Consider the following 22,236-nt stretch of genomic DNA (forward strand, 5'->3'; position numbering starts at 1 on the left):
CAAGCGGCGCGGACGTGACGTGCTAGTTAAGGTAGTCTAGATCACACCTCCTGTCTCGGGAACGGAGGTCACACCATCGCGAGCTGGGGTATCTGCGAGATTTTTATTCAGCCCCTTAACTCGCAAAACAGACCGCTTGGTTCATTTTGCACCGACCGCACATTACGGTCGGGAGCCATGAGCAACTACGACAACTCCAACGCCAACGAGTGGGCCTTCGCCACCCGCTCCATCCACGCAGGCCAAACCGTCGACTCCGATACCGGCGCGCGCAACCAGCCGATTTACATGACCACGAGCTACGTCTTCGACGACGCGCAGCACGCGGAGAACCGCTTCAACCTCTCGGACGCAGGCCCGATCTACACGCGCCTGACCAACCCCACCCAGCAAGCGCTGGAGGACCGCCTCGCTTCCCTGGAGGGCGGCGTCGCTGCCCTCGCTTTCGCCTCCGGCATGGCCGCGGAGACCGCCGCGATCCTCAACCTCGCCTCGGCTGGTGACCACATCGTCACCTCGCCGCGCCTCTACGGCGGTACGGAGACCCTCTTCCAGGTCACGCTGCCGCGCCTGGGCATCGACGTCACCTTCGTGGACAACCCGGACGACCCGGCCAGCTGGCAGGACGCCGTTAAGCCCAACACCAAGGCGTTTTACGGCGAGACCTTCGGCAACCCGATCGCGGATGTGCTGGACATCCCGGCCGTGGCCGAGGTTGCGCACGCGAACCAGGTGCCGCTGATCGTGGACAACACGATGGCCACCGCCGCCCTGGTGCGCCCGCTCGAGCTAGGTGCTGACATCGTCGTGGTCTCCACCACGAAGTTCTACACGGGCAACGGCGCGGCCATCGGCGGCGCGATCATCGACGGCGGCAACTTCGACTGGACCGTCCAGCGCGACGGCAAGGACGTCTTCCCCTACTTCACCACCCCGGACCCGGCCTACCACGGCCTGAAGTACGCCGACCTGGGCGCGCCCGCCTTCGCGCTCAAGGCCCGCGCCGGTCTGCTGCGCGACACCGGCGCCGCCATCTCCCCGTTCAACGCGTGGGTCGCGCTCCAGGGCCTGGACACGCTCCAGCTGCGCGTGAACAAGCACAACGAGAACGCCGCGGCCGTCGCCGAGTTCCTCGCCGGCCACGAAAAGGTTGCCAAGGTCAACTACGCCGGCCTGCCGGATTCCCCGTACAAGGCCGTCAAGGAGAAGCTCGGCATCGAGCACACCGGCTCCGTGCTCTCCTTCGAGGTCGCGGGCGATCCGGACGACCGCACCAACGCCTGGGCGTTCATCGACGCGCTGAAGCTGCACTCCAACCTGGCCAACATCGGCGACGTCCGCTCCCTCGTCGTCCACCCGGCCTCCACCACCCACTCGCAGTCCACCCCGGAAGGCCTCAAGCGCGCGGGCATCAGCCAGGCCACGGTCCGCCTGTCGGTTGGTATTGAGGACATCACCGACATCATCGACGACCTCAAGCGCGGTTTCGCGGCGATCTAGATGCACACTCTCGCCCCGGAAGGTCAGCTCGCGGTCGTCGATATCGGCTCGGTGCACACCGAGGCCGGTGCCCAAATCGACGAGGTGCAGATTGCTTATCGACGCTGGGGCGAACCGGCCGGTGACCCCCACGGCAGCAACAACATCCTCCTCGTCGAGCACGCCCTGACCGGCGACACGGACGCCTCCGACTGGTGGTCCGAAGCCATCGGTCCGGGCAAGGCCCTCGACACGGACCGGTGGTGCGTGATCTGCACCAACGCGCTGGGTTCCTGCTACGGGTCGACTGGGCCAGCCTCAGCGCACCCGGACGCCGACGGCACGGCCTGGGGCTCGCGCTTTCCGGCCGTGTCCATCCGCGACATGGTGCAGGCCGAACACCGGTTCTTAGGCGAGCTCGGTTTCTCCCGCGTCCACGCCGTCCTCGGAGGCTCCATGGGTGGCGCCCGCGCGCTCGAGTGGACGCTGCTGCACCCGGAGCAGGTGGACTACGCCCTGGTCATCGCCGTGTCCGCGCGCGCGAGCGCCTGGCAGATCGGCGTGCAGACCGCGCAGATCACCTCGATCACGCACGATCCCGCCTGGCAAGGCGGCGACTACCACGGCACCGGCCGCTCCCCCGACGCTGGCCTCGCCGCCGCGCGCCGCCTGGCGCACCTGACCTACCGCGGCGAGATGGAGATCGACGAGCGCTTCGGCACCTCCGCCCAAACCGGCGAGAACCCACTCGGCCCCTACCGCGCCGACGGCGAGCGCTTCGCCGTCCAGTCCTACCTGGAGCACCAGGGCCGTAAGCTCACCGAGCGCTTCGACGCTGCCTCCTACGTCACGCTCACCGAGGCGCTCAACCGCCACGACGTGGGCCGCGGGCGCGGCGGGCTGAACAAGGCGCTGGCCTCATCGACGGTGCCCACCATGATCGTCGGCGTGGACACCGACATCCTCTACCCCTATCACCAGCAGGAGCACCTCTCGCGCAACCTGGGCAACCTGCTGGCAATGTCGAAGCTGTCCTCCCCCGTCGGCCACGACGCCTTCCTCGTGGAGGCGCGCCAGATGGACCGCGTGCTGCGCAACTTCATCGCGCTGACGCACGAAACCCCGTCCGCGCACGACGTCGCGGTCACGCGCGGGGATTATGACATATAGGAGATGTCCACGGTGGCGTCGTCAAGCGCGGCGCACAGGCTCGCGCTGCCCATCCCCACCCAGCTGATGGGCACCGCCGCCTCCAGCTGCAGACGCTCGTGAACGTGCCCGAGCGCCCAGGCGTCGTAGCCACAGGCCTCGAGCTCCGCGACGCTGCAGGGCAGGCAAGGGTTGTTGGAATACTCGCCGGTGACGGAGGAGTGCAGGAGTCCGAGGTTGGGAGCGCCGTCGACAGGCTGCGGGAACGAAGGCACAAGCCGGCGCGGGTCGCGGTCGACCTCGACGGCGGCGGTGTGCAGCGCCCACTCGCCTGCCCGCAACGTCTGCGGGCGCGGACCGGCGACCGCGACGCCGCGCGGGATCACGTCGGAAAGGTCGTGGTGCACGTCGTGGTTGCCGGCGATGAACACGGTCGTGTCGAAGAGCTCACAGGCGCGGTTGAAGAAGCGGGTGACCTCGTCGAAGGTGGCGTCTGTGAACCGTTTGCGGTCGATGACGTCGCCAAGCATCACCATGTGCCCCGCCCCAGCTTGCGCCCCGCGCTGCAGCGCCTCGAGCGCCCAGTCAATGCCCGGGCCGGTTTTCTTCGCGCCCGACTGCGGGCGGCCGAGGTGGATGTCTGCGAGGACGAGAAGTGGTGCGGTCATTACCCCAGGCTAACGCGCGTGGCGGGACTGCCACCACCGCACGCACACGAGCACGATGGTGGAGGTGCCAACGCCGATGAGCGTCATCGCCATCGCCTCTGCGCGATGTCCTTGGTCGTACTGGTTCATGATCCAGGGCGCGAGCAGGTTGATGTTGCTCGGGCGGATCAGCGAGGACATCACCAGCTCGCGGATGCCCACGAAGAATGCAAGCAGCCAACCGGCGAACAGCCCGGGCGCGAGCAACGGCACGGTGACGCGGGCAAAGGTCTGCCACGGCGTGGCACCGCAGATCGCGGCCGCCTCGAGCATGGTGGGCGACATGGATGCCGCTGAGGTTTTCACGTTCTGCACCGCCATTGGGGTGAACAGGACCGTAAACGCCATGACCAGGATGAACTGCGTGCCGTACGGCGTCCACGGCAGGCTCGGCGAGTTCCACAGGAGGATAAAGCCGATGGCCAGGACGATCCCCGGCAGCGTGTCGGGGGCGACGGCGAGAAAATCGGTCACCTTCGCCAGCGCGCCGCGCTTCCGCATCGTCATGAGCGTGACCGCCAGGCCGAGCAGCACGGCTGTGGTCGCGCCGATCGCGCCCAGCACGATGGAGCGGGTGAGCGCCTCCTGCGCGGACGGCATCGCCAGCACGATCCCGAAGTAGTCAAACGTGAGGTTGTCCAGGGTCGGTGCCTTAGACCGCAGAATCGTCATCGCCGCCAGAACGATCGAGATGTATGGAATGAACACGGAAAGCGCAAACACGACGAAGCTGTAGATCCACGCCAGCGCCATTGCGCTTCTCGACGCCCGCAGCCGCACCGGCCGCGCAGCCCGCCCACCACCGGTGAGGTCTTTCCGGCTCGCCCATTGCTGGATCGCCCACGCGGTCACGCCAAGGGCGAACAGCACACTTGAGGTGGCGGCCGCGTTGGAGAAGCTCAGCGGGTCGATCGTGACGTCCTCGTAGATAGAGGACACGAGCACCTTGTAGCCAATCGCGTTGCCCAAGGTCACCGGGGTGCCGAACTCGCCGGCTGCCTTGATGAAGACGATGAGCGCGCCCAGCGAATAGGGCCTAATCACCATCGGGGCGATGATGCGCGAGCACTGCTGCCAGCGGGATGCGCCCGCCACCTGCGCCATCTCCAGCTGCGAGGCGGGAATCCCCGCGAAGCAGTTGCGCAAGATGAGGTACAGGAATGGGAACAGTTCCGCCGCCATGATGAACCCCATGCCCCACACGGAGTAGATCGCGTCGTGAGCGAGGCTGCCGAGGGCCTCGCCCAGCAGCATCTCGGCCACGCCGCGCACGCGGGTGAAGTCCATCCACGCCATCGCGGCCGCGAACGGCGGGGTCATAAACGGCACCATGATGAGCACCTCGACCCACTCGGCCTTGCGCATGGGCGTCCAGGCGCGGAAGAGCGCGAGCGGTGCAGCGAAAAGGGTGGCGAAGAACACCACGATCAGCGAGAGCACCACCGTGTTGCCGAGCACCCCGAGCATCTCGGGTTCCGCCAGCGTCCCCAGCGCCGAGGGCTCCTCGCGATACCCGGTCACCGCGGTGACCAGTACCGATGCAAGTGGGACGGCGACGAGCACAAGCAGGATCAGCAGCACCGGGTAGATGCCGAGACTTAAGCGCCTGCGGCGCTTGGTGGGGCGGGCTTGGTTGGTGGCCGGCGCGGTGGTCGTCGTCAAGTGTCTCTCGCTTCTCGCACGGGCAGCGCATCACGCGCCGCAGGGTTTTACAGGTAGCGCTCCGCGAACTGCTCGCGGACGTTCTTGGACTCGGAGGAGATGGCCTCCCAGTCGTCAGAGATCTGCGCGATATCGGCGAGCTTCGGGCTTTCCTTCGGCTCGACCTCCGGGTTTGCCGGGATCATGTACTTGGATGCGGAGATCTCCTGCGCTTCCTCGGAGAACATGAAGTCCACGAAGGCCTTTGCGGCCTCCTTGTTGTCGGAGGTCTTCATGATCATGACCGGGCGCGGGGACACAGTGGTGCCCGACAGAGGCAGGTTGATCTCCAGGGATTCACCCTTGTCCTTCTTGGAGTAGCCGGAGTAGTCCACGCCACCCAGCACGACGCCCTTGGAACCGGAGGTGACCTTGTCCAGGGCCGGGCCGTTCGCGCCCTCAACGATCATGCCGTTGTCAAAGAGCTTGTCAAAGAGCTCCCAGGTCTTGTCCTCACCCCACTCGGCGACCATGGCGGCGAGCAGGTCAGCCGCGGTGCCCGACTCGCGCGGATCCGGCATGATGACCAGGTCCTTGTACTTCGGGTCGGCCAGGTCCTCCCAGTCGGTCGGTGCCTCGTCGATGACGTCGGTGTTGGCGATGAGCGTCAGCGCGGAACCGTCGCGGCCGTGGAAGGTATCGTCCGGCGCGTTCCAGTCCGGGTTGGAGTTCTCGATGTTGGCCGGCTTATAGGGCTCCAGCGCGCCATCTTCCGCCTGCTTGGAGGCCGCCTTCCAGGACGCGAGGTAGACCACGTCAGCCTGCGGGTTGGCTTCTTCCGCCTTAAGCTTGGCGGTGATCTTGCCGGTGGTGTCGGCAAACACGTTGACCTTCACGTCGGTGCGCTCCTCGAACGCCTCGACTAGCGCGTCGGTCAGGCCCTGCGGGTTCGCCGAGTAGTAGTCCAGCTCGCCGGAAAGCCCTTCCGGTGCCTCCCACTTGGCGGCGGAGGTTTCGCTCTGCGCGGCACCAGTGGATTCTGCGGACTCGTCGACGGACTCGACGGAGCCGCAGGCGGTCATGGTCAGCGCCGCAGCAACACCTGCGATAACGGCAGCAAACTTCTTCATCTTCTTCTCCTTGAGAGTTTTGGTCTTCGCAGGCAGACGCGCCTGTGAGGAAACGTGAATTTACGGGTTGGTCACGGTCAGCAGGACGGTGTCGCCGCGGCCAATCGGCGCGCGGGTGTACGCCAGCCACGGCTCGGGTGCTCCATCGACAAGACAGCGGATTTCGTACCGGCCGCCGGTGTATTGGCGCTCGACGACCTCACCCAGGATGGAGTTCTCCGGATACGAGACCGGGCGCTTTCCATCCTCCAGCACCGTGACCTGGACATTTTCGGGCCGATTGTCCGGCAGCGTTGCGTGGGTGTTGGTCACGCCCACGAACCCGGCCACGAACGCATCGGCCGGGTGCTCATAGAGCTCCACCGGCGCGGCGAACTGGCGCACCTCGCCCGCGTCCATCACGGCGACGCGGTCCGACATCGCCAGGGCCTCGGCCTGGTCGTGCGTGACATAAATGACGGTGAGGTTCAGGTCGTAGGCCAGCCGGGTCAGCTCGCTGCGAATCTGGGTGCGCAGCGCCGCGTCCAGCGCGGACAGCGGCTCGTCCATGAGCAGCAAATCTGGCTGCGAGACCAGTGCCCGCGCAATAGCGACGCGCTGCTGCTGACCACCGGACAGTTCGTTCGGCCGCTGCTCGGCCTTCGAGGAAATGTTGACCATGTCCATGGCCTCCGACACGCGCCGTTGGCGTTCTTTCGCATCCACCTTGGCGGAACCGGTGGTGAGCGGGAACTCCACGTTCTTCGCCACCGTCATGTGCGGCCACAGCGCCAGATCCTGGAACACCATCGACAGATTGCGCTTGTTCACCGGGGTATTCGTCTTCTGACCGAACACCTCGCGACCGGCAAACCTGATCGTGCCGGCATCCGGCGTCTCCAGCCCGGCGATGCAGCGCAGCAGCGTCGACTTGCCGCAGCCAGAGGGCCCGAGGATCGAGACAAACTCGCCCTTCGCAATGCTTATCGACGTCGCGTGCAACCCCGTGCCGTCAGCAAACTCACGCCTGACGTTCTCCAACTCAACCTGCGCGGTCGCAGTTTCCGTAGCGGCCGTCACTGTTGCCACCCGCTTGCAAGGACTGTGCCTGTCTTAAAAGCGTCTTCGTGCTCGAGCAGCCCGGCCTTTTCAAGCTCCGCGATCAGCGTCTCGCGCTTGCGGATAGCATCCTTGCGGGAGGTGTCCTCTTCCGAAATCTCAACCCACACCTGGCTACCGAACGTGGCCACCTCGAGGTCTGTCTTGATGCCTCCCACTTCAACTCGCCATGTCTGCTGGTTGACGGTACGAGACATCTTCAGATCAGCGGCTGCAAGCGCGGTGCCCGTTGCCTTCTTCAGCTTCCCAGGCTCCAGGTCAGCCACAATCGCTACCGCGTCGTCTACCGAAGGAATCTCGCACTGCGAAGTGACACACGCGGCGCTTTTCTTGTTACTGAAGTCCAACGTCGACGTTGCAAAGCTTGCGTTGACCTGAGCGTCGTAGTTCGTATCTGAGGAGTCGAAGTTCTGCTTTCGCGCCCGCTCCAAGCCGTCCTCCACGGTGCTCTTGGACAGGGAGTTGTCCCCCAGGGGAAGCCGGTACTTGTACGTAATGTCGTAATTTTCCGCATCGTCTTTATGCCGCAGACGCGCCGTCCATCCATGGTTAGCCAGCATCCCGTCGGCAGTGTCGAAATAGACTGCTTGTTCCGATCCGGACTCGCTCAACACGTCAAAGTATGAACGGAACTGCGGAGACGGCTTGCCTTGAGCATCGACTGCCGCATCGCTTAATCGCAGCTTGACCTGGTAGTCCGGAGTTGCCACCGCCGCAGCATCCGCGTCCGGCGCAGCACAGAGCACCGACGCGATACAAACAGCTAGCGCGGGGATTGCCCGTTTCTTCTTGAAAAACACCGGCATGACGTTAGGCAGCCAATGTAACTTCCGTTCAAATTAGATGTGAAGCTTATGTAAATTCTTTCCGCTTAAGACCCCAGCGAGTCCACCGTCCACGCAAGCGTGACCATCCCTAGCCCGCACAGCGTGCAGAACGCCGCGTCGGCCTTGCGTGAGCGCACCGCGAGCAGGCCGAGGATGCGCGAGTCGCACAGGTAGCGCAGCGCCGCCAGCCACAGCATCGACGCCCCCAGCGTGAAGGTGGCGCGGCGCCAGTGCTCCGTGGCCGCGAACAGCCCGGAAGCGACAAACCCCACGACAAACAACGCCACCAGCGCCCACTGCACCATTTCTGGCAGGGGCGAGGGCGGGTTGCCGTGGTCGTGGGGGTTGTCGAGTGAGAGCACGAACCTAGGCCTCGGTCAGCCCTGCGGCGCGCTCGGCGCTTTCCACGATGTTGCGGACCAGGAAGGTACGCGTCATCGGGCCGACGCCGCCCGGGTTCGGGGAGACCCAACCAGCCTTCTCCCAGACATCGGGGTGCAGGTCGCCGACGGTTTTGCCGTCGACGCGGGAGACACCGACGTCGAGAAGCGCGGCCCCCTCCTTAATCATGTCTGCGGTAATCATGTGGGGCTTGCCTGCTGCCGCAATGATGACGTCGGCCCGGCGCGTCTCGGCGGCGAGGTCCTTGGTGCCGGTGTGGCAGAGCACAGCGGTGGCGTTGACGTTGCGGGAGGTGAGCATGAGCGAGATCGGGCGACCGACGGTCACGCCGCGGCCGATGACGCACACGATCGCGCCGTTCAGATCGACGCCGAAGCGCTCGAGCAGCTTGATGGAGCCGTTCGGGGTGCACGGCAGCGGGGCCGGCTCGTTGAGGACGAGCTTGCCCAGGTTGACCGGGTGCAGGCCGTCGGCGTCTTTGTCCGGGTCGATAAGACCGAGAATGCGGTTTTCGTCCAGGTGCTTCGGCAGGGGCAGCTGAACGATGTAGCCGGTCACAGCGTCATCCTCGTTCAGCTCGCGGATGACCTCCTCGAGCTGCTCCTGCGTGGTGTCCTCGGGCAGCTCCTTCATGATGGAAGCGATGCCGAGCTCCTCGCAGTCGCGGTGCTTCATGCGCACGTAGTTCTGGCTCGCCGGGTCCTCGCCCACCAGCACGGTGGCCAGGCTCGGGGTGACGCCGCGCTCCTTCAGCGCAGCGACGCGGGTCTTCAGGTCCGCGAAAATCTCCTCGCGGTAGAGTTTTCCGTCCAATTTGATCGCAGTCACGCACCCCATCCTAGACTGTCGGTGTGTGCGCACTTCACGTCATCTTTGATAACCCCGTCATCCCAGGCAACACCGGCAACGCCATCCGGCTCTGCGCCAATACAGGTGCGGTGCTCCACCTGGTCGAGCCACTCGGCTTCAATTTTGATGACAAGCATCTCAAGCGCGCGGGCCTGGACTACCACGACCTCGCCGATGTGCAGATCCACCCGGATATCGACGCCTGCTTCGACGCCCTCGGCGAGGCGCGCATCTTCGCATTTACGACGAAAGCCACCTCCTACTACCAGGACGTGGCCTACCAGGACGGCGACGCGCTACTTTTCGGCACCGAGCCGACCGGGATGCCGGAGGCACACAGCCACCACCCGAAGGTGACTGACCAGGTGCGCATCCCCATGCTGCCGAGCCGGCGCTCGATGAACCTGTCGAACTCCGCGGCCGTCGCGGTGTTTGAGGCCTGGCGGCAGATGGGGTTCGCGGGCGGGGTGTAAGCGGAAAGCCGTGAAAGATTTTACATAGCTTTCCTACCCTTTTTACGTTTCCGCTGGTCGGAAGCTCCGGGTAAAATTCCAACGTCGGATTCTTCACGGGCCGCGCCCTAAAACTCACCCAAACCGAGCATCCAGTCGCTCCTGGTAGAGCGGCGGCATGATGCGCAGCTCCCACAGGCGCCGGGAAAGCTCCTTGTCCCCCATCTTCGCGCGGAAGGCCTCGCCCATGGTGAAGCCGTGGTCGGGCTCGTCAAGTGCTTCGATCGTGTCGCCCGGCGCGATTGTGCCTTCCTTGTTCACGCGGAAGTAGCAGCCGCAGTCCCCGCTGCGGGTAAAGGCTTTGATCCACTGCGGCTCGCTCATCCACGCCGCGAAGGTACGGCACGGAGTCCGGGGCACGCTGACCTCGAGTTCTACCTCGCCGATGCGGAAGCGCTGGTTGATCAGCACCGCGGTCCAGTCGATGCCTTCGGTGGTGAGGTTTTCACCAAACATCCCGTTGTCCAGCGGGTAGCTCAATTGGTTGCCCCACCAGTCGAGGCGTTCGCGACTAAAGGCGTAGACCGCCTTCTGGGCGCCGCCGTGGTGGGCGGTGTCGCCGATAACATCGCCGACCACACCGCTGCCGTCGCCGTAGTTCGGCCCCGGGGCAACGACATCGAGGCGCTCGGCAGGCTGTTTATTGATGCCACTTTGCCGCGGCGCCCCGCCGGGGTCTGGCTGTGGGCGGGCAATATTCACGCTCAGTACACGGTTCATGCTGGCCAAGGCTACCTGCGCTCAGCAGCGCCCCATCGCTTTTTCATGCAACTGTTAGAATTTTTTCCTGTTCCCAGACCGACACACCCAAGTGAGCCCCGCCATGCATTCTCCCGCGCCACGTTTCCGCCTGATCGCCGCACTTGCTACCTCGGCGCTGCTTGTAGCCTGCGGGGACTCCTCCGACGCTGACTTGGAGGCCTACAGAGCCGAGCAGGACGCGGCCGTGTCAGAAATTGCGGACATGCTGCAGGACTCCTACACGCCACAGCCCAGCACCACTGCCACCCAGCAGTCGCACTACCAGACGGAGCCGGACTACCAGGACCACCAGAGCTACCCCAGCCAGCACGCGGAGCCACCGATCCAGCGCGAGGTCATCGACCCGCGCAACGACTCCTCCGGGCAAAGCGGCCGCGACGACAACCGGGGCGTGTACTACCACAACTCCGTCGACTGGGAATGGCTGAAGCAACCCGGCGGGGTCGTGCCGGGCGGCAGGATCTACAACGAGACAGGGAACATGAACTGCTCGACGGGCTTTTTGGCGTCTCGGGGCGAGCGCGTCTTCATCATCACCGCGGGCCACTGCGGTGGGCGCGGCGACCAGTTCTATGTGGAGGACTCCCAGGGCAACTGGGCGTACGCAGGTGAAATGGTGGAATCCTACCTGGAACAGGCCGCCGACGGCAGCGTCATCGGCGCGGACATCGGGCTGATCGAGCTCACCGGCAACGCCCAGTACTCCTCAACGCTCCCCGTCGACCTGCCGCTACGCGGCTGGATAACCCCGCAGGAAGCGCAGGCCCGCGGCATGATGATCTGCCGCCTGGGTGCGACCACCGGCTACTCCTGCGGCGAGTTCGACAGCGTCGGTAACAACGGCCTGTTCTACTTCCGCAGCATCACCGACCGCGGTGACTCCGGCGGCGCGATCTTCGCCGTCGATAACTCAGGCGTGTGGGCCGTCGGCGTCAACTCCAATGTCTCCGACTCCAACAAGACCCTCGTGGGTGCCATGGAGATCGGCAGCGCCATCGAATACTGGGGCCTGACCATCCACGGCTAATCGGCAGGAGCGTCCGGTACGTCCGCGGGTTCCAGGGCGGGCAGGGTGCGGGTGCGCAGGGCGTCGACAAGCGAGCGAGCCTGCGCATCTTCTACATCGCGCGCGGTCATCCGCACCGCGCCGGGCACGAGGTCGAAGCGCACGTGCGCGAGGCCGAGTCGGCGCTGCAGCGGGCCTTGCTTGTAGGTGAGCTCCTGGATGTGCGGGATTTTGACTACCTGGAAGCGGCGGGTCAGCCGCCCGAAGGTCACGCGCGCTGTGCCGCGGACGCTGTCCACGGTGACGCTTTGCTGCCGCCAGTCCACCGGCGAGACCCAGCGGGCCTTGCGCGGGCTGCTTGCTGCAAACGTCGCGTCGTCTGCCGCAGGCCTGGTGAGTTCTGCGGCGGTAAGCGGGCCGATCGCGTCGATGACCTGCGCGGCCTGCGCGTACGTGCCCACCGGCAGCAGCTTGGAGGTGCCCGAGGCCTTGTTCATCTCGGAGCCGTAGCCGGCGAGCGTGACCGTCACTTGCCACCAGCCGAACGCGCGCCACAGCATCGGCCGCTTGAGTTGGACTGCGTGGATGCGGTCGATGGGCACTGCTTGTCGACGCCGATTTGCCAACCCGTACGTCAAGTTGATCACCTCACCGTCGACGGACGCGTGGAAGCGCCACGACTGGTCGATCGTGCGCCAGATCTGCGGCACGAAGCTCACCAGCACCGGCACGACCGCGGCGATGCTCAGGCCGGACCAGACCGGGATGGTCGCCCACGCCACCGTAAACAGGGTGGAAAACTGCAGTGCGGCCGCGGCTAGGGAGCGCTTGATCGGGATTGGATCGACGAGCGCGGGTGCTGCGGTGGGGACGTCGAAGGTGGCATCGTCAAGGTTGTCATGCAGGTCCTGGCCCTGCATGCGCGCGAGGATCTCCTTGCGCAGCGCCTCGGCCTCGGCGCGCGGAAGGTAGGCGATCTCGATGTTGGCCTGCGCGCCGCCGGCCGCCTCGATACGCACCCCGGCGAGCCCGAACAGGCGCGGGGCGAAAGGCTCGACGATGTCTACGGCCTGGACGCGGTCGTAGCGCGCGGTGCGGATCTGCGTGGTGAGCACGCCGCGGCGCATCTCGATTTCCTCGTCGTCCACGCGGAACCCGGTGCGCGCCCACCACAGCTGCGAGACTCCGAGAATCACCAGTAGGGCGAGTACGACGGCTCCGAGCGCCCACGCGGCCGCGGTGAGCCCGTACTCCCCTTCTGACAGCCAGTTGTAGATGGGCATGGTGAAGTTGAACGCGGCGATGGCAAGCAACGCAAGCAGCGTCGCCCACACACGCAAAAGCGGGCTTAAGCGGTGGACTCTGCGATACTGGTGCTCTTTCACAGGCCGCTCATCCGTTCGCGCGCCTTGACAGCCAGGCGGTCGCGCAGCGCGTCCGCATCTGCTGCGGGCAGGCCGGGCAGGCTCGCATCCGAGGTCGTCGATGCCGTGTTGACCTCCAGCTTCTTCAGCCCCAGGGCGCGGGAGATGGGGCCCGAGGTGACGTCGACAAATTGCACGCGCCCGTAAGGCACGACCGTCATGGTGTGCCACATCTTGCCCTTGCTGAGCACGAGGTCATCCTCTGTTTCCAGCCACCCCATGTTGCGCACCTGGAAGGGGATGAGGAAGTACTGCCAGACGAAGTAGACCGCGCACACCCCGAGCGGGATGGCCCAGCCCCACCCCCACTTCCACCAGGCGAAGCCCAAAAAGCCCAGCACGATCAGCGCCCAGATCGTGTTGGAGACTAGCTTCGGCACCATCAGTTTCGGCGAGACGCGGTGCATCTGCTCCACGGATGTCGGCAGCTGCGGGGCTGCGGGTTCTGGTGTGAGCGGGGTGGTTGACATGGTGGTCAACCTACCAAAGACCTCGCTTGGTCTTGCTGCGAGTCGGTGATGTTAGGGCTGATGGACTTTCAGCTGTACACACTGCACTCAGACTCAAGCTCATCTAGGGAAACAGTTTCGATCTCTCCTCGGCGTACTGCTTCTGCTTCCGCCTCGAGCGCAGAAATGTATTCCCGTGCATCCGGTCGCTGCCCCTGCTCCATATTCACGAGTTTACGACACCGCTCCTCTACCGGAAGTCACGCGAGCCGCGCGAGAACCACTCGGCCAGCTCGAGCGGCTCGAACTTGTCGGCCACCACGCTGACCGCACCCGTCGCGTTCTGCACAATCCCGCGCACGATCAGTGCCCGCGCCGTGCGCGCGAGCACCCGCTGCTTCTTCCACAAACCGGGTGAGACCATCACGTTGAGCAGCCCCGTCTCGTCCTCCATGCCTAAGAAGGTCAGGCCCTGAGCCGTGTTTGGGCGCTGCCGGTGCGTGACCACCCCGGCGATGCGCACGCGTGTGCCGTCTTCGACGCGCTTCAAGTCCGCCGCGCGCACAATCCCCGCGGCCTGCAGCTGGTCGCGCAGCGCCTCCATCGGCTGCATCTGCGGGGTCACCCCAGTTGCGGCGACGTCGGCGGCGAGCAGCTCGAAGGCGTTCATCCCCGGCAGCGCGGGCGCGCTGATCGCGGAGAGCCCGGGCAGCATCCCCTCGCGCTCGGTCGCGGCCACGCCGGCCTGCCACAGTGCTTGCCTGCGGTCCACGTCGAAGCAGTCCAGCGCCCCGGCGCGCGCCAGGGCCTCGACCTGTTCCACTTTCAAATCCGCCCGGCGCGACAGGTCCGGGATCCCGCTGAAAGGTTGGGCGGCCTCGATGCGCTCGGCGGCCGCCTCCCCTAAGCCGCGCACCAGGTTGAGACCCACCCGGATCGTCTCGTTATCCAGGCAGCGCGCCTGGCACCCGGACTCGTTCACGCTCACCGGCAGCACGCGCACTCCGTGGCGCCGCGCGTCCTGGATCAGCGACTGCGGTGAATAGAAGCCCATCGGCTGCGCGCGCAGAAGCCCCACGCAGAACTGCGCCGGGTAGTAGCACTTGAACCAGGCGGAGAAGTACACCAGCGAGGCGAAAGACTGCGAGTGCGACTCCGGGAACCCGTAGGCGGCAAAGGCGACGATCTTGGCCCACAGCTTCTCCGCCACCTCCTCGCCGATCTGGTTGGTCTCCCAGCAGCCGCGGAAGAAGCGGGCTTTGAGCGCCGCCATCTTCGCGGGCGAGCGCTTCGAGCCCATCGCACGCCGCAGCGCGTCCGCCTCCCGGCCCGAAAAGCCCGCGGCGTCCACGGCGACCTGCATGAGCTGCTCCTGGAACAGCGGAATGCCGAGCGTTTTGCCCAGCGACTTCTCCAGCACCGGGTGGTCGTATTCCACAGGTTCGAGCCCATCACGCCTGCGCAGGTAGGGGTGGACGGACCCTCCCTGGATCGGCCCGGGGCGGATCAGCGCGACCTCGACGACCAGGTCGAAGAACACGCGCGGTTTCAGCCGCGGCAGCGTGCTCAGCTGGGCACGCGACTCGACTTGGAAGACGCCGACGGCATCGGCGCGGCAGAGCATGTCGTACACGCGGGCGTCGTCAAGCGAAAGCTCCCACAGGCGCACCTCGCGGCCGGTGGTGTCGCGCACGAGGTCGATCATGTGATGCAGCGCCTCGAGCATGCCCAGGCCCAGCATGTCGAACTTCACCAGCCCGGCCGACGCGCAATCGTCCTTGTCCCACTGCACCACCGAGCGGCCTTCCATGCGCGCCCACTCCACGGGTACCACGTCGGCGATCGGGCGGTCGCAGATCACCATGCCTCCCGAATGGATGCCCAAGTGGCGGGGCTGGCCCTCGAACTGCGCCGCAAGCTTATCGACGCCACGCGGCACCTCCTCCACCCCTTTGGCCCACCCATCCGCAGCCCCCTGGGCGTACCCCAGCGCACGCGCCGCATCGCGCACCGCGCCCTTGCGGCGGTACGTGATCACGTTGGCTACCTGCGCGGCGTTATCGCGCCCGTACTTGGCAAAGACGTACTGGATGACTTCCTCGCGCCGGCCGGACTCGATGTCGATATCGATGTCGGGCGGGCCCTCCCGGTCCGGGGACAGGAAGCGCTCGAAGAGCAGCCCGGCCGAGATTGGCTCTGCGTTCGTAATACCCAGCGCGAAACAGACCGCCGAATTCGCTGCCGAGCCCCTGCCCTGGCACAGGATGTTTTCGCGGCGGCAGAACTCCACGAAGTCGTGGACGATGAGGAAGTAGCCGGGGAAGTTCAGCTCCTCGATCACGTCCAGCTCGTAGCGGATCTGCGCGAGCGCTTTTGTGCGCACGTTCTCGGGCCAGGCGGCGTAGCGCATTTTCGCGCTGGCGAGGGTGAGCGCGCGCAAGTGCTCCATCTCGCTGCGCCCGTCCGGGGTGGCAAAGCGCGGCAGCTCCGGGGCGACCAGGTTGAGGGTGAACGCGCACGCTCGAGCAAGCTCGAGCGTGTAGGCCAATTTCGACTCGCAGCCCGGGAGCATGCGTAAAAGCTGCTCGCCGGAGCGCAGCCAGTTCGCGCCCATCGGGTGCAGGTGCCCGTTCGCCTGTGCGAGCGAGTCGCGCCTGGCCAGCGCGCGCTTGGCCTGGGCGAGGCGCGCTTGTTCCCGGGTGGCCGCACCCGGGGCGGCGGTGACGATCGCGGGAAGCGCGTCGTAGCGGTCCAACAGCTCGTGGCGCTCCGCGTCCTGCGGGGTCATGGAAACCTCGTACTCGCGCACGACGTTGTCCTGGCCGAAGGCGTCGACGAGACGGTCCATCGCGCCGCGTTCTTCCGCCCACTGCCAGCCCGCCAGCGCGACACACGTGCCACCGAGCGCTTCCCCGATCAGCTCCAGCGGTGGGTAGGCCACCTTGTCCTTTTCGCGTGTCGCCATGTGCGCGTCCGCCATGAGGTGCGACAGGCGCTTGTACCCTTCCGGCCCGCGCGCGATGACGGGCAGGACGCGATCGTCCAAGGTCAGCTCCGCGCCGAACACGGTGGCGATCCCGGCGTTTGCCGCGGCCTCGGCGAACTTCACCGCGCCATAGAAGCCGTCCCGGTCCAGCAGCGCAAGCGCCTCGACCCCCAGTTCGGCGGCCCGGGCGACCATCTCCTCCGGCTCGCTCGCGCCAGAGAGGAAGTTGTAGGCGCTCACGGCGTGCAGCTCAGCGAAAGGGACGCGTGGGGTGTTTGGCGCGTGCTGCCGCGTATGGGCAGGCGCGGTATGCTGCACCGGCACGGGTGCAGCCGTCTCCTTGCCGGAGAGGATCCGCTCCAGCTTGGACCACGAAAGTGGCGCACCTCCATTGAATCGCATGTTCGAAACGTTAACAGGCTTCGAACCTTCGTGCTATTTACCCCAGGGGGTGACGTACTCGTTAGGCTCCCACCCCTCGGCTGCGGCAAGGAGCTCAGCCGCCTGCGCACCATCGAGTTCCTCGCGAATGATGTCCGCATGTCCCGCATGCCGCGCAAATTCTTCCACGTAGTGCACATAGAGGTAGCGCAGCTTCGCCGGACGCGCCTCATCCATGCCGTACCAAGGGAAGGGGCCGACAGGCAGCTCCGCTTCCACGTCGCCGCCACGACTCATCTCCATAAATTCAGTGCGCACCGCATCAAAACGTTCCAGCAACGCCTCCAGCGTCTCCCCCTCGGCTGGCACAAAGCTCGAGGCAAAATCAGCAGCCTCATTTTTGTACTCTTCGTTGCCGGCTCGAAAAAGCGACTGCGCCATCACAAACGTGACGTGCTTGAGAATGCCGCTGATGCTCAGACCGCTACGCAGGGGCGTGCGGCGCGCAGCAGCGTCGTCAAGCCCAAAGGCGCTGGCACGGACCGCATCAAGTTGCACGTCGAGGTAGTTGCACAGCGTATCCAACTCATTGTCCTTGCATGGGAAGTACATCAGGATTCCTTTCTGTCGAACGATGACACCGCTACCCTAGAGTGCTTTCCGGACAGTTTTTGTCCGGAGCGTGAAGCACAATAGAGCAATGGCGGATACAACACAGCGAGTCCTCCAGCTCCTCGGACTCTTGCAAGCGCGCACCACCTGGCAGGCACACAAGCTCGCAGCGGAACTCGGCGTCACGGAACGCACGATTCGCAGAGACATCACCCGTTTGCGAGACCTCGGTTATCCAGTCCATTCGAGCCGCGGCCTCGACGGCGGCTATCAGCTCGGCGCAGGTCGACATCTGCCGCCACTGCTACTCGACGATTCCGAGGCCATCGCGCTCGTCGCCAGCCTGCGCATGAAAGCACTTTCCGGCACCGACGAATTTGGCGAGGCCGCACTCCGCGCCCTTGCCAAGCTCGACCACGTCATGCCGCCGCGGCTGCGAGCCATCACACATACCCTCGAAGAGGCCTCGGCCTCGCTCCATCACGAGTATTCCGCCGCGCAACAACGAACAAGCGATCTCAAGCTACTCCAGCAGCTCACCAACGCGCTCCGGGATCGCGTACTGGTGCGCTTTACGTACCACAAGCCGTCGGCCAACCCGACGGAGCGCGAGGTTGAGCCAACCAAGCTCTTGACCCAGGGAGAGTACTGGTACCTCCAAGCATTCGACAGAGGCCGCAACGATTGGCGCACGTTCCGGCTTGACCGAATCACCAACCTCCACGTCACCACCTGGACGTTTACCCCTCGCGCAGCCCCACCCCCAGCCTTAAGCGTCGATATCGCACAAAGATTCCGCTGTGCGGCTCGCGTCCAGCTCGCAGCAGCACCGGAAGAGGTCGCCGCCCGTATCCCCTCCGCGTACCGCTCGGAGATAGAAGCTACCGATCACGGTTCGCGCTTCGTCACCGGTGCGCCGAACTGGGACGATCTTGCATGGCATTTGCTCTGGGTATGTCGCGATTTAGACACTCACCTACTTCTGGACGCCAGCCCCGAAGCAGACAATCTGCGCGACGCGCTGCGCCGCATTGCAGCAGACGCGCACGATGCCGAAGTAAACACTGCTCACGCAGGGACGCACGACCCCAATTCCAAAGCAGGGATAGACAGCTTGGTAAACAATATCCCGCAAAAATAGACTAAGCGGTACATCAGGTGCTAGGTTTTTACCCGTCATAGATTCCCTAAAAGTTTTAAAGGAGACTCCATGCGTATCTCGCGCACCATCGCCACGATCGCGGCCTCCGCTCTTGCCGCCACCAGCCTTGTCGCCTGCTCTAGCGAGTCGGACGACGCCACCAACACCGAGGCAGGCGGCGACGAGAACATCACCGTCAAGATCGGCACCACCGACGCCGATCAGAAGGCCTGGTCCGTCTTCTCCGACCTGGCCGCAGAAGAGGGCATCGACCTGGACATCGTCCAGTTCTCCGACTACGCCCCGGTCAACGAGGCGCTCGCGCAGGGCGAGCTGGACCTGAACAAGTTCCAGCACATCCTCTACCTGGCGTCCTACAACGCGGACTCCGGCAACGACCTGCAGATCGTCGGCTCCTCCGAGATCTACCCGCTGGCCCTGTTCTGGAAGGACCACGACTCCCTCGACGGCATCGAGGGCGAAGAGATCGCCATCCCGAACGACGACACCAACCAGGGCCGCGCCATCAACGTGCTGGTCCAGGCTGGCCTGCTCAAGCTGAAGGACGGCGCAGACGAGCTCGCCCCGGCTCCGGTGGACATCGACGCTGAGGCGTCCAAGGTCTCCGTCGTACCGGTGGATGCCTCCCAGACCCCGTCGGCGTACGGCGAGGGCCGCCCGGCGATCATCAACAACTCCTGGCTGGACCGCGCTGGCATCGAGCCGGGCGACGCCATCTTCCAGGACGACCCGGGCTCCGAGCAGGGCGAGCCCTACATCAACGTCTTCGCCGCTCGCGCCGAGGACAAGGACAACCCGACCTACGCCAAGCTGGTTGAGCTGTGGCACGACCCGGCCGTGACCGAGGCTGTCCAGGAGGACTCCCGCGGCACCGCTGTCGAGGTCACCCGCCCGGCCGAAGAACTCAACGACATTCTGCAGCGCCTGCAGGACCAGAAGTAACCCCTCCCCTGAGCGAAGGAACACACCACATGCGCTTCAACCGTATCCTTGCCGCCGCAGCGGCCTCCGTGCTCGCCACGACCAGCCTCGTGGCCTGCTCCTCCGACTCCTCCACTGAGGCAGACGGCGCCGACGGCGACGCCGTCACCGTGAAGATCGGCACCACGGACGCCGACATGCTGGCCTGGACCGCCTTCGAGGACGAGGCGGAGAAGCTCGGCATCGACCTCGATATCGTCCGCTTCTCCGAGTACCCGCAGGTCAACCCGGCGCACGTCGAGGGCCAGATGGAGGTCTCCAAGTTCCAGACCATCAACTACCAGGCACAGTACAACGCTGACTCCGGCGAGGATCTGCGCATCATCGGTTCCGGCGAGATCAACGTGCTGGGCCTGTACTGGAAGGACCACGACTCCCTCGACGGCATCGAGGGCCAGGAAGTGGCCATCCCGAACGACCCGTCCAACCAGGGCCGCGCGATCAACGTGCTGGTCCAGGCTGGCCTGCTCACGCTGAAGGAGGGCACGCCGAAGCTCACGCCGACCCCGGTCGATATCGACGAGGCCGCCTCCAAGGTCACGGTCGTCGCAGTCGACGCTTCCCAGACGCCGAACGCGTACAACGAGGGCCGCCCGGCTGTGATCAACAACAACTGGCTGCAGCGCGGCGGCATCGACCCGGCGTCCTCTGTGGCCGCCGACGACCCGAACTCGGAGCTCGCAGAGCCCTACATCAACGTCTTCACCGTCAAGGCCGAGGACGTGGACAACGAGACCTACGCCAAGCTCGTCGAGGCGTGGCAGTCCGACGCGGTGACCGAGGCCCTCAACGAGGACTCCAACGGCACCGCCGTCCAGGTCAAGCGCTCCCCGGAGGAGCTGAACACAATCCTCGATGAGCTTGTGGAGGAGTACAAGTAATGCCAGCTACCGGCACCCGGATCGAGTTCCGGGACGTATCCAAGGTTTTCAAATCCGGCAACCGCGAAGTCACCGCTGTCGACGGCGTCACGCTCACCGTTGAGCCGGGCGAGATCCTCGGCGTCATCGGCTACTCGGGTGCCGGCAAATCCACGCTGGTCCGCCTGATCAACGGCCTCGATGCCCCCACGGGCGGGCAGTTGCTTCTCGACGGCACCGACGTCGTCGGCAAGTCCGAACGCCAACTGCGCGGCATCCGCCGCAACGTCGGCATGATCTTCCAGCAGTTCAACCTCTTCAATTCGCGTACTGCCGCTGGCAATATTGAGTACCCATTGAAGCTCGCGGGCGTCGATAAGCAAGAACGCAAGCGTCGCGTCGAGGAACTGCTCGACTTCGTTGGCCTATCCGAGCGCGGCAAGAACTACCCCGAGCAGCTCTCTGGCGGGCAGAAGCAGCGCGTCGGCATCGCGCGCGCCCTGGCCACCAACCCCTCGCTGCTGCTTGCCGACGAGGCGACCTCCGCCCTCGACCCCGAGACCACCCAAGAAGTGCTCGAGGTGCTGCGGCGCGTCAACGAAGAGCTCGGCATCACGATCGTGGTCATCACCCACGAGATGGACGTCATCCGCTCCATCGCCGACAAGGTCGCCGTCATGGAGGCCGGCAAAGTGGTCGAATACGGCAGCGTCTACCAGGTCTTTTCCGACCCGCAGACCGCCGTGGCGCAACGCTTCGTGGCCACCAGCCTGCGCAACACCCCCAACGAAATCGAGGCACAAGAGCTTCTCGACGCCGCACCCGGCCGCCTCTTCACCGTCGACCTCTCCGAGGACTCCGGCTTCTTCGGTGCCGCATCCAAGGCCCGCGAGGCCGGCGTGAGCATCCAGCCCGTCCACGCCGGCATCGCCACCCTGCAGTCGCACTCCTTTGGCAAGATGACCGTGCGCCTCAACGGCGACAACGAAGCCATCAACGAGTTCCTCCACACCCTGCAGTCCACCACCGACATTGAGGAGATCACCCGATGAACGAAATGATCCTCGCCGAGCCCAACTGGGACCGCCTCGGCCCCACCTTTGTCGAATCCATCGGCGACACCCTGTGGATGGTGGGCATCACCATGGTCGTCGGCGGCATCTTCGGCCTGCTGCTCGGCATCTTCCTCTACACCACCCGGCCCGGCGGCATCCTGCAGAGTTCCCCGGTGTACTGGATCATCAACATCGCCGTGAACTTCTTTAGGCCGATCCCGTTCATCATCATGATCGCCATGCTCTACCCCATCACGCTGTCCGTGGTGGGCACGACGATCGGCCGCGGCGCCGCCACGTTCGTCATGTGTTTCTCCGCCACGTTTACCGTGGCCCGCATCGTGGAGCAGAACCTGGTGGCGATCGACCCGGGTGTCATCGAGGCGGCCCGCTCCATGGGCGCGGGCCCGTGGAAGATCATCACCTCGGTCATCCTGCCGGAGGCGCTCGGCCCGCTGATCCTGGGCTACACCTTCATCTTCATCGCCGTGATCGACATGTCCGCGATGGCCGGCTACATCGGCGGCGGCGGTCTTGGTGACTTCGCCATCGTCTACGGCTACCGCCAGTTCGAGCCGCAAGTGACCTGGGCGGCCGTGATCGTCATCGTGCTCATCGTCCAGCTCGCGCAGCTGCTGGGCAACGTGCTGTCGAAGAAGGTCATGCGCCGGTAGGTTTTGGTGCCCTTGGCGCTATTTGACGAAACCCGCATGACGAAGATCCCCAAAAATCCCCGGCCCGATCATGCGGTGGATGCGCCACGA

At 65.2% G+C, this 22,236-nt stretch carries 21 protein-coding genes; 9 read left to right on the forward strand and 12 right to left on the reverse strand.

Translation table 11 applies throughout. The features are described 5' to 3' along the window. Positions 1 to 177 precede the first annotated feature (177 nt). Positions 178 to 1,500 carry an O-acetylhomoserine/O-acetylserine sulfhydrylase gene (locus tag HMPREF2990_RS10990; RefSeq protein ID WP_070764652.1) on the forward strand — a complete coding sequence of 441 codons (1,323 nt, stop codon included), beginning with the start codon at positions 178 to 180 and terminating at the stop codon, positions 1,498 to 1,500. After that, positions 1,501 to 2,649 carry a homoserine O-acetyltransferase MetX gene (locus tag HMPREF2990_RS10995; protein WP_070764653.1) on the forward strand — a complete coding sequence of 383 codons (1,149 nt, stop codon included), beginning with the start codon at positions 1,501 to 1,503 and terminating at the stop codon, positions 2,647 to 2,649. Here the strand turns inward: HMPREF2990_RS10995 and HMPREF2990_RS11000 are convergent. The 7 genes from HMPREF2990_RS11000 to HMPREF2990_RS11030 all read right to left on the reverse strand — a co-directional run bounded on the left by HMPREF2990_RS11000 (position 2,637) and on the right by HMPREF2990_RS11030 (position 9,261). After that, positions 2,637 to 3,296, reverse strand: a complete 660-nt coding sequence (locus tag HMPREF2990_RS11000) for a metallophosphoesterase (protein WP_070764654.1) — start codon at positions 3,294 to 3,296, stop codon at positions 2,637 to 2,639. The genes HMPREF2990_RS10995 and HMPREF2990_RS11000 overlap by 13 nt on opposite strands. Positions 3,297 to 3,305: 9 nt before the next feature. After that, on the reverse strand, positions 3,306 to 4,997 hold the full coding sequence (locus HMPREF2990_RS11005) for an ABC transporter permease (RefSeq protein ID WP_070764655.1): 1,692 nt from the start codon (positions 4,995 to 4,997) through the stop codon (positions 3,306 to 3,308). Between the two features lie 47 nt (positions 4,998 to 5,044). After that, positions 5,045 to 6,106 carry an ABC transporter substrate-binding protein gene (locus HMPREF2990_RS11010; protein ID WP_070764656.1) on the reverse strand — a complete coding sequence of 354 codons (1,062 nt, stop codon included), beginning with the start codon at positions 6,104 to 6,106 and terminating at the stop codon, positions 5,045 to 5,047. A gap of 60 nt (positions 6,107 to 6,166) precedes the next feature. Next, on the reverse strand, positions 6,167 to 7,174 hold the full coding sequence (locus tag HMPREF2990_RS11015) for an ABC transporter ATP-binding protein (protein ID WP_168167147.1): 1,008 nt from the start codon (positions 7,172 to 7,174) through the stop codon (positions 6,167 to 6,169). Further along, positions 7,162 to 8,004 carry a CYTH domain-containing protein gene (locus HMPREF2990_RS11020; RefSeq protein ID WP_141757890.1) on the reverse strand — a complete coding sequence of 281 codons (843 nt, stop codon included), beginning with the start codon at positions 8,002 to 8,004 and terminating at the stop codon, positions 7,162 to 7,164. The genes HMPREF2990_RS11015 and HMPREF2990_RS11020 overlap by 13 nt, the downstream gene beginning before the upstream one ends. A gap of 71 nt (positions 8,005 to 8,075) precedes the next feature. Further along, complete coding sequence (locus HMPREF2990_RS11025; protein WP_083317157.1) at positions 8,076 to 8,393, reverse strand: DUF3017 domain-containing protein; 318 nt, start codon at positions 8,391 to 8,393, stop codon at positions 8,076 to 8,078. Between the two features lie 4 nt (positions 8,394 to 8,397). Then, complete coding sequence (locus HMPREF2990_RS11030) at positions 8,398 to 9,261, reverse strand: bifunctional methylenetetrahydrofolate dehydrogenase/methenyltetrahydrofolate cyclohydrolase (RefSeq protein WP_210399984.1); 864 nt, start codon at positions 9,259 to 9,261, stop codon at positions 8,398 to 8,400. Positions 9,262 to 9,284: 23 nt separating this feature from the next. On the opposite strand from HMPREF2990_RS11030, the gene HMPREF2990_RS11035 reads away from it, so the two are divergent. Then, entirely contained in the window at positions 9,285 to 9,755 is a 471-nt protein-coding gene (locus tag HMPREF2990_RS11035) for a tRNA (cytidine(34)-2'-O)-methyltransferase (protein WP_070764659.1), read from the forward strand. Between the two features lie 114 nt (positions 9,756 to 9,869). Here HMPREF2990_RS11035 and HMPREF2990_RS11040 read toward each other — a convergent pair whose 3' ends face one another. Then, positions 9,870 to 10,514 (reverse strand): MOSC domain-containing protein, encoded by a 645-nt coding sequence (locus HMPREF2990_RS11040; RefSeq protein WP_070764660.1) that lies wholly within the window; start codon positions 10,512 to 10,514, stop codon positions 9,870 to 9,872. Positions 10,515 to 10,617: 103 nt separating this feature from the next. Between HMPREF2990_RS11040 and HMPREF2990_RS11045 the strand changes: the two genes are divergently transcribed. Next, positions 10,618 to 11,583, forward strand: coding sequence for a S1 family peptidase (locus HMPREF2990_RS11045; RefSeq protein WP_070764661.1), 966 nt, complete (start codon positions 10,618 to 10,620; stop codon positions 11,581 to 11,583). Here the strand turns inward: HMPREF2990_RS11045 and HMPREF2990_RS11050 are convergent. From HMPREF2990_RS11050 to HMPREF2990_RS11065, 4 genes are all read right to left on the reverse strand, one after another. After that, entirely contained in the window at positions 11,580 to 12,947 is a 1,368-nt protein-coding gene (locus tag HMPREF2990_RS11050; RefSeq protein ID WP_070764662.1) for a PH domain-containing protein, read from the reverse strand. The genes HMPREF2990_RS11045 and HMPREF2990_RS11050 overlap by 4 nt on opposite strands. Then, entirely contained in the window at positions 12,944 to 13,393 is a 450-nt protein-coding gene (locus HMPREF2990_RS11055) for a PH domain-containing protein (protein WP_070764682.1), read from the reverse strand. The genes HMPREF2990_RS11050 and HMPREF2990_RS11055 overlap by 4 nt, the downstream gene beginning before the upstream one ends. 292 nt (positions 13,394 to 13,685) lie before the next feature. Further along, entirely contained in the window at positions 13,686 to 16,823 is a 3,138-nt protein-coding gene (locus HMPREF2990_RS11060) for an error-prone DNA polymerase (RefSeq protein WP_070764663.1), read from the reverse strand. A gap of 33 nt (positions 16,824 to 16,856) precedes the next feature. Continuing rightward, positions 16,857 to 17,414, reverse strand: coding sequence for a mycothiol transferase (locus HMPREF2990_RS11065; RefSeq protein ID WP_070764664.1), 558 nt, complete (start codon positions 17,412 to 17,414; stop codon positions 16,857 to 16,859). An 88-nt stretch (positions 17,415 to 17,502) separates the two neighbouring features. On the opposite strand from HMPREF2990_RS11065, the gene HMPREF2990_RS11070 reads away from it, so the two are divergent. The 5 genes from HMPREF2990_RS11070 (at position 17,503) to HMPREF2990_RS11090 (ending at position 22,146) form a co-directional block, all read left to right on the forward strand. Beyond that, positions 17,503 to 18,555: a helix-turn-helix transcriptional regulator gene (locus HMPREF2990_RS11070; RefSeq protein WP_070764665.1), complete on the forward strand. Its 1,053-nt coding sequence runs from the start codon at positions 17,503 to 17,505 to the stop codon at positions 18,553 to 18,555. Positions 18,556 to 18,624: 69 nt separating this feature from the next. Continuing rightward, on the forward strand, positions 18,625 to 19,518 hold the full coding sequence (locus tag HMPREF2990_RS11075) for a MetQ/NlpA family ABC transporter substrate-binding protein (protein WP_070764666.1): 894 nt from the start codon (positions 18,625 to 18,627) through the stop codon (positions 19,516 to 19,518). Positions 19,519 to 19,547: 29 nt separating this feature from the next. Then, on the forward strand, positions 19,548 to 20,438 hold the full coding sequence (locus HMPREF2990_RS11080) for a MetQ/NlpA family ABC transporter substrate-binding protein (protein WP_070764667.1): 891 nt from the start codon (positions 19,548 to 19,550) through the stop codon (positions 20,436 to 20,438). After that, positions 20,438 to 21,469 (forward strand): methionine ABC transporter ATP-binding protein, encoded by a 1,032-nt coding sequence (locus tag HMPREF2990_RS11085; protein ID WP_070764668.1) that lies wholly within the window; start codon positions 20,438 to 20,440, stop codon positions 21,467 to 21,469. Before HMPREF2990_RS11080 ends, HMPREF2990_RS11085 begins: the two co-directional genes overlap by 1 nt. Next, positions 21,466 to 22,146 carry a methionine ABC transporter permease gene (locus HMPREF2990_RS11090; protein ID WP_038588584.1) on the forward strand — a complete coding sequence of 227 codons (681 nt, stop codon included), beginning with the start codon at positions 21,466 to 21,468 and terminating at the stop codon, positions 22,144 to 22,146. Before HMPREF2990_RS11085 ends, HMPREF2990_RS11090 begins: the two co-directional genes overlap by 4 nt. The last annotated feature ends 90 nt before the right edge of the window (positions 22,147 to 22,236 follow it).

The organism is Corynebacterium sp. HMSC071B10 (assembly GCF_001814825.1).
Lineage (GTDB): Bacteria > Actinomycetota > Actinomycetes > Mycobacteriales > Mycobacteriaceae > Corynebacterium.